This is a genomic window from Vibrio sp. 10N.222.46.A1, from assembly GCF_041473595.1.
GTDB classification, from domain to species: Bacteria; Pseudomonadota; Gammaproteobacteria; order Enterobacterales; family Vibrionaceae; genus Vibrio; species Vibrio tasmaniensis_A.
The window spans coordinates 1-524 of record NZ_JBFRSN010000302.1; the positions used below are offsets into that span (position 1 = coordinate 1).

The 524-nt window shown below is 39.7% G+C and carries 1 protein-coding gene; it reads right to left on the reverse strand.

The genetic code is table 11. From position 1 onward, the window contains the following. Positions 1-46: 46 nt before the first annotated feature. Positions 47-361, reverse strand: coding sequence for a DUF496 family protein (locus AB4496_RS09970; RefSeq protein ID WP_004730049.1), 315 nt, complete (start codon positions 359-361; stop codon positions 47-49). Positions 362-524: the final 163 nt, after the last annotated feature.

A 524-nucleotide genomic window follows, 5' to 3' on the forward strand; every position in this document is an offset into this window, starting at 1 on the left:
GGTCAACACGCCCTAACATTGTTGCAAGTAAATTCGCTAGGTTAGATTACTTCTTACCTTGAGTTTGCTTGTCTTCTTCTGTTAGTTCACGAATACGACGGCTGATGTCGCGACGAGCTTTAGAGATCTCTGCACTCTTGATGATGTGATCATCAACGCGGTCTTCGTAGTCAGCTTTCATGTTTTTGATAATGCCTAGGATCTCGTCGTGAGTCATCTCTGGCTTGATGTAATCAAGTAGGTTATCAAGAAGGTCGACACGCTTGCGGTTGTCACGAACTTTCTTTTCGTTGTCTAAAAGTTCACGCTTAAGTTTGTTCTTACGTCGTGCTTGGTTAACAATTTCAAATACGCTGCTCATAGATTCCTTTTCCTAATCGTCAAATACGTTGTCTGGTTCTGATTAAAGCACATCAATTGATGATGTAACAGTATTTAGATCAAAGCAAAAGTAAGGTTGTTTAATTATTCGTCACTCTCTCTAACGTGTGATTGTTTTTATCTTACCGTTCAAGTTAGTATCC